Annotated in this window: 6 protein-coding genes; 5 read left to right on the forward strand and 1 reads right to left on the reverse strand. The window is 54.2% G+C overall.

From position 1 onward, the window contains the following. Nucleotides 1-213 precede the first annotated feature (213 nt). Nucleotides 214-1,092, forward strand: a complete 879-nt coding sequence (locus TH19_RS20210; RefSeq protein WP_181846500.1) for a DUF547 domain-containing protein — start codon at nt 214-216, stop codon at nt 1,090-1,092. A gap of 52 nt (nt 1,093-1,144) precedes the next feature. Here TH19_RS20210 and TH19_RS20215 read toward each other — a convergent pair whose 3' ends face one another. After that, nucleotides 1,145-1,384 (reverse strand): hypothetical protein, encoded by a 240-nt coding sequence (locus tag TH19_RS20215; RefSeq protein WP_114104165.1) that lies wholly within the window; start codon nt 1,382-1,384, stop codon nt 1,145-1,147. 387 nt (nt 1,385-1,771) lie between these two features. Here TH19_RS20215 and TH19_RS20225 point away from each other — a divergent pair, with 387 nt between their 5' ends. The 4 genes from TH19_RS20225 to TH19_RS20240 all read left to right on the forward strand — a co-directional run bounded on the left by TH19_RS20225 (nt 1,772) and on the right by TH19_RS20240 (nt 6,828). After that, nucleotides 1,772-2,746, forward strand: coding sequence for a DMT family transporter (locus TH19_RS20225; protein WP_114104167.1), 975 nt, complete (start codon nt 1,772-1,774; stop codon nt 2,744-2,746). A 187-nt stretch (nt 2,747-2,933) separates the two neighbouring features. Next, nucleotides 2,934-5,723 carry a DNA gyrase subunit A gene (gyrA, locus tag TH19_RS20230; protein ID WP_114104168.1) on the forward strand — a complete coding sequence of 930 codons (2,790 nt, stop codon included), beginning with the start codon at nt 2,934-2,936 and terminating at the stop codon, nt 5,721-5,723. An 11-nt stretch (nt 5,724-5,734) separates the two neighbouring features. Then, complete coding sequence (gene coaD / locus TH19_RS20235; RefSeq protein ID WP_114104169.1) at nt 5,735-6,262, forward strand: pantetheine-phosphate adenylyltransferase; 528 nt, start codon at nt 5,735-5,737, stop codon at nt 6,260-6,262. A gap of 62 nt (nt 6,263-6,324) precedes the next feature. Beyond that, nucleotides 6,325-6,828 (forward strand): peptidylprolyl isomerase, encoded by a 504-nt coding sequence (locus TH19_RS20240; protein WP_114104170.1) that lies wholly within the window; start codon nt 6,325-6,327, stop codon nt 6,826-6,828. Nucleotides 6,829-7,007: the final 179 nt, after the last annotated feature.

Consider the following 7,007-nt stretch of genomic DNA (forward strand, 5'->3'; position numbering starts at 1 on the left):
CAGGGCGCGTGTGGCTATGATCTGGCCAAGTTGCCCACCACTCCCGGGGATAACCTGTATTGCACCTGCCTGTATCATGAGTGCTATTGTAGCCCAACTTGGGGTTAAAAGTATATAAAGCAGGTCATGGTGATCACGCCGGTTTGATGAGGCTGTTTTGGTCCATTCGCGCTAACAGTAATGGCGCGTCACTTAACGAATTGGTTTGCCATCATGCGGTTGTTGTTGTCTGCCCCAGTATTAGCTGTTTTTGCCGTGTTCTCGGTTCTGGCATTTGCCCCGAACGACGCATATGCTGCGCCAAAGGCCGATTTGTGGCCCGATTGGCAGGCCTATGATCCAGACAGCACGATCAGGATCGATCACGCGAAATGGCAGGCGGTGCTTGATCGCTTTGTGGCCGAACCCGAACCCGGTGTGACGACATTTGATTATCAGGCCGCCCTTGATGATCGGGCGAACGGAATTGATCTTGTCGCGGGCTATGTTGCGGACATGGTGTTGGTTCAGGTCAGCGCGCTTAACCGGGCGCAGCAGATGGCCTACTGGATCAATCTTTATAATGCCCTGACCGTGAAGGTGGTGCTTGATCATTATCCGGTGGTATCGATCCGCGATATCGACATTTCGCCCGGTTTGTTTTCACTGGGCCTGTTTTCATCCGGGCCGTGGGGCAAGAAGCTGATCACGGTCGAAGGCCGGACCCTAAGCCTTGATGATATCGAACATCGTATCCTGCGCCCGATCTGGGATGATGCGCGCATTCATTATGCGGTGAATTGTGCGTCGGTTGGGTGCCCGGCTCTGGCAAAACAGGCCTATGATGCCCGCCAGCTTGAAGATCAGCTTGATCGGGCGGCAACGGGGTTCATCAATCACCCGCGCGCCATTCACAGTGACGGTGATGGCGGTTTTGTGATTTCAAGCTTGTATAACTGGTATCGCGAGGATTTTGGAGCACGCGATGCGCAATTCGTGGCGCATCTTTTCACTTATGCCGGGGCGGAACTGACGGCGCTGCTTGACGGCATCGGCCGGTTTGATGTTTCCGATGATGTTTATGACTGGGCATTGAACGCCCCGAAACCCTGATGCCTGTTGTCATCAGGGTTGTATGTCACCCGGTCCAACCGGCAGGGCAGCGCTAGGCCGCCTTGTGATGCAGGCGGGTGTCGGTGGCGTCTGCCGTGCGCCAGTGCAGGCGATTGTGATGGCTGCTGCCCGGTGTCACGCCTTTGGCCAATGCGGTGCGATTTTGATTTACCTGTTCGATCGTGTGACGGACGTCACTGGCAGAAATGCCATCGTAACGCATAAGCGTCTGCACGATCGGATCGGCAAGCATGTCTTCAATCGACAATTCCTGATCAACGTAATTCATCATCTCGTATCCCGGCTTTTTTTGTTGCGCGTAATGTAGTGCTACTGCAAATCATTCGCAACTAAAAACGTGCGCTGATTTTACTTTTTTCCATTTTGGGGAGGTCTATGCATTGATCTGCCTTAAGGCGCGCAATCCAATACGCATGGATAATGCCCGGCTTTTCAGGTGTTTGCTGATCTGCTGCATGTTTTTCCCGTGCTCCTTCGCGTGATCTTTTGCGGTGACGTGATCGTTTATCGCAGTTGCTACGAGGGTGTTTTCCCAAATCCTGGATGCTGTTCGGGTTCTATTTTCTTGCTTAATTGGTTCCTGGCATCTAACGCTGGATGCCGGTTTGATCACAACAGTGATAAAGCCCAATAACTATGGCGAAAATAGGCTGGGAACATGACACGTCCGGGAATTCGTGAATATGGCTTGCTGCTGCTTTTGGCGATGATGTGGGGCAGCTCCTTTACCTTTATCAAAATCGGTGTGCATGCCTATTCGCCGCTGGTGGTTGCGGCCGGGCGGTTGGCCTTTGCAGCCCTTGTGCTGTGGGGCTTTGCATCCTTGCGCAAATCCGAACTGCCCAAGGGGCGGCGTGCCTGGGTATCTACGTTTGTTGTGGCGCTGATTGGCAATGCCATTCCGTTCTTTTTGATCAGCTATGGCGAAACCCGCGTTGATGCGGGGCTTGCCGCCATTCTGATGTCAACCGTACCGCTGACTACGGTGGTGTTGGCGCATTTCTTTACCCATGACGAAAAACTGACCCTTGGCAAAATCATTGGCGTTGTCATGGGCACAATCGGCGTGATCGTACTGGTCGGGCCGGAAACCCTTGCCGGGCTTGGGGGCGAATTCCTGTTCCAGTTGGCCATTCTGGTGGCTGCGGTCGGCTATGCGATCTCGTCGCTGGTGGCGCGCAATCTGCGCGATCAGCCGCGCATTGGATCGACTGCCGTGATCCTGAGCTTTGCGGCCATCATGCTATTGCCCTTTGCCTTGCTGATTGATCAGCCATGGACGATGGAATGGGACCCGGGGGCGGCGGTTGCCATCATGTATCTCGGTCTGTTCCCGACCGGGATTGCCATGTTCATGATCCTGCATCTGATTGCGGTGGCCGGGGCCAGCTTCCTTGTCTTTAACAATTATCTTGTGCCGGCGGTCGGGGTTCTGATCAGCTTTGTGGTTCTGGGCGAGGTGCCGCAACCAAACGCCCTGATCGCACTTGGTGTCATTCTGGGCGGGATTGCCGCATCCCAGATGCGTTTCGGACAGAAATCGACCGGGAATGTCGCAAACGGCATCAAATCCGATCCGATGGCCCCGGTGATGGAGGTTGCCAAGGATGAAAAAAGCAAGTCGCACCAGTAAGAAACAGGCATTTTCGCGAGAAAATCAGAACTTTATCGTCCAATGCGGATTGTTGGGATTTGTCAATATTGTTTGTGGGCGACAAACCTGATACTTTCCGCCTTTCTGGTCCGGCATGTCCCTGAAATCAGGGGGGTGTCACGCCGATTGAATCATTTCTGATCAAGCGTTTAAGAGGTCACGGCCTTTGTCCACCCAAGAGACCAATTCCGAAAGCCGCGATATTTTCCCGGTTTCCATCGAACAAGAAATGCGCCGCAGCTACCTCGATTACGCAATGAGCGTGATTGTCAGCCGTGCGCTTCCTGACGTTCGGGACGGTTTGAAGCCTGTGCATCGTCGTATTTTGTACGCCATGCACGAAAACGGTTTTGAATATAACAAGCCATTCCGCAAATCGGCCCGTGTGGTCGGGGACGTGATGGGTAAATACCACCCGCACGGTGACAGCGCGATTTACGACGCGATGGTCCGTATGGCGCAGACCTTCTCGATGCGCCTCACACTGATTGACGGGCAGGGTAACTTTGGTTCCATGGATGGCGATAAAGCCGCCGCCATGCGTTATACCGAAGCCCGCATGGCGAAATCCGCCCACTTCCTGCTTGATGATATCGACAAAGATACGATTGATTTCCGCGACAACTACGACGAAACCACCAAGGAACCTTCGGTTCTTCCGGCACGTTTCCCGAATATGCTGGTCAATGGTGCCGGTGGTATCGCGGTTGGTATGGCCACCAATATTCCGCCGCATAACCTTGGCGAAGTGATTGATGGCTGTATGGCCTATGTCGATAACCCGGCCATCACCATCGAAGGTCTGATGGAATTTGTCCATGGTCCGGATTTCCCGACCGGTGGTCTTATTCTGGGCCGTTCGGGCATCCATTCGGCATTTAAAACCGGCCGTGGGTCGGTCGTCATGCGTGCGCGCACCCATGTCGAGGAAGTCCGTGCAAACCGCGAAGCCATCATCGTGACCGAAGTTCCCTATCAGGTGAACAAGGCCACCCTGATGGAAAAGATCGCCGAACTGGTTCGCGACAAAAAACTCGAAGGCATTTCCGATCTGCGTGATGAGTCGGACCGTTCGGGTGTCCGTATGGTGATCGAGCTCAAGCGCGATGCGAATTCCGACGTCGTTCTTAATCAGCTGTTCCGCTTTACCGCCCTGCAGACGTCGTTTGGCGTCAATATGCTGGCGCTGAACCGTGGCAAGCCGGAACTGATGAACCTTAAGGACATCATTCAGGCCTTCGTCGAATTCCGCGAAGAAGTCATTACCCGCCGTACCATCCATCTTCTGAAAAAGGCGCGTGAACGTGCCCACGTTGTGGTTGGTCTGGGGATTGCCGTTTCCAATATCGACGAAGTCATCAAGCTGATCCGCAATGCGGCTGATCCGACCATTGCCCGTGAACAGCTGATGGCGCGTGACTGGGCAGCGGGCGATATCGTTCCGCTGATCGAACTGATTGCCGACCCGAACCAGATCGGTTCAACCGATGGCATGTACCGCCTGTCCGAAGCACAGGCCCGTGCAATCCTTGAACTGCGTCTGCATCGCCTGACCGGTCTCGAACGCGACAAGATCGCCGCCGAATTGACCGAGTTGGGTGAAAAGATCAAAGACTTCCTTGATATCCTGGCCTCGCGCGAGCGCAAGCTGACGATCCTCAAGGATGAACTGACCGAAATGCGCAATGAATTCGCCGACCCGCGTCGCAGCGAAATTCAGGAAGCAGAATTCGAACATGACATCGAAGACCTGATTGCCCGTGAAGACATGGTCGTGACCGTGTCGCACAGCGGCTATATTCAGCGTGTTCCGCTGTCGACCTATCGCGCACAGCGTCGCGGTGGCAAAGGCCGTTCGGGCATGGCCACCCGCGAGGAAGATTTCGTTTCCAAGCTGTTCGTTGCCAATACCCATACCCCGGTTCTGTTCTTCAGCTCCGAGGGCATGGTCTATAAAATGAAGGTCTGGCGTCTGCCGGTCGGTACGCCGCAATCGCGCGGCAAGGCACTGGTGAACCTGTTGCCGCTGTCCGAAGGCGAATATATCACAACGGTCCTGCCGCTTCCGGACGAGGAAGAATGGCCGAACCTGCATGTGATGTTTGCGACCTCGACCGGTAACGTCCGTCGTAACAGCCTTGCCGATTTCGTGAATGTCAAATCAAACGGCAAGATTGCCATGAAGCTTGAAGAAGATCGTGGCGACAAGCTGATTGCGGTTCAGACCTGTACCGATGATGACGACATCCTCCTGACCACCCGTCAGGGCAAGTGCATTCGTTTCCGTGTTGCGGATGTCCGCGTCTTTACCGGCCGTAATTCGGTTGGTGTGCGTGGTATCCGTCTGGCAGACGAAGACGCGGTCATCGCGATGTCGGTTCTGTTTGGCAACCATGTCACCATGGAAGAACGTGATGAATACCTTTCGATCGCAGGCAAACTGCGCCGCGAGGAAATCACCGAAGACAGCCTTCCGCTTGAAATCCTGACGCCGGAACGTCATCAGGAAATCAAGGATGGTGATCAGCTTATCCTGTCTGTGACCGAAAACGGCTATGGCAAGCGTACGTCTGCCTATGAATACCGTGTGACCGGTCGTGGCGGGCAGGGCTTTGCCAATATCGAAATGTCCGAACGTAACGGTAACGTTGCCGCATCCTTCGTTATCGAAGAAGGCGACGAACTGATGATGGTCACCAATGGTGGCAAAGTCATCCGTATGCCGACCCACGACATTCGTATCGCCGGTCGCAAGACCCAGGGTGTGACGCTGTTCCGTACTGCCGATGACGAGCAGGTTGTCGCGGTCGAGCGTCTGAACAACCTTGGTGGTGACGAAGAAGGCGAGGAAGGTGATATCGAGGGTGCTGAAGGTGCCGTCGAAAATGCCGAAACCAGTGCTGTTGATGCCGGTGAAAATGCACCGGAATCCGATGGCGCAGATAGCGACGAATAATTGGAAATTCGATGACTGAAATGTCTTCTACCATATCGCGCATTGGGATTTATCCGGGCACCTTTGACCCGGTGACCCAGGGGCATATGGATATTATTCGTCGCGCGACCCGCATTGTGGATCAGCTTATTGTCGGCGTTGCAATCAACGCCGGCAAAGGCCCGATGTTTGGTGTCGAGGAACGCTGCAGACTGGTGGAAGAGGCCCTGAAAGCTGCGGGTGGTGAAGTTGCCGCGCGTACCTCAGTTAAGCCATTTTCATCGCTTCTGATGGATTTTGCCAAGGAAAACGGTTCAAGCACGATCATCCGCGGTTTGCGTGCGGTGTCGGACTTTGAATATGAATTCCAGATGGCGGGGATGAACGCCCGGCTGTCACCGGAAGTCGAAACAGTTTTCCTTATGGCGTCGGACAAGCAGCAGTTTGTCTCGTCGCGTTTCGTCAAGGAAATCGCCCGGCTGGGCGGTAATGTCAAAGAATTTGTGCCAGCCAACGTGCTCACGCGCTTGCATGAAAAGCTGGCAGAAGAAAAGGAATAACGCAGGCCATGCGTCTTTTTCGTCTGTTCTCAATAATTGCTCTCGTACTAGGAATTGTAACCATGTCCACTGGAAACGACGCTGTCGCGCAGGATTTGGAAAACACGCTTTATCTTGATCTGAAAGATGGCCGCGTTGTGATCCAGCTTCGCCCGGACCTTGCGCCCAACCATGTCGCCCGCATCAAGGAACTGACCCGCGAGGGGTTCTATGATGGTCTGAAGTTTCATCGCGTGATCGAAGGTTTCATGGCACAGACCGGCGACCCCAAAGGTAACGGTACCGGTGGATCAGGTCAGAAGCTTGATGCGGAATTCTCGCGCGAGCATCATGGTCGCGGCACCGTTTCCATGGCCCGTTCGGCAAATCCGAACAGCGCAGATTCGCAATTCTTCATCTGCTTTACCGATGCACCACACCTTGATGGTCAATATACCATCTGGGGTCAGGTCACCGAGGGCATGGATTATGTCGACATGATCAAAAAGGGCGCACCGTGGGCCAATGGCACCGTTGCTGACCCGGACGTAATCGTCAAAATGCAGGTTGCGGCAGACGCCCAATAATCGCGTATTTCGATCTTTTGCAACCGAAAGCCGTCCCTTTGTGGGGCGGCTTTCGCGTTTTAGGGCGAGAAAGCGTAAAAAGACAAAAAATATGGAAAACAGGTGTTGACCAGCGCCGTCTCTGCCATTAAAACGCGCTTCACCAACGTTGAGGGCCCGTAGCTCAGTTGGTAGAGCAA

It is taken from the genome of Thalassospira profundimaris (genome assembly GCF_003326675.1).
GTDB classification, from domain to species: domain Bacteria; phylum Pseudomonadota; class Alphaproteobacteria; order Rhodospirillales; family Thalassospiraceae; genus Thalassospira; species Thalassospira aquimaris.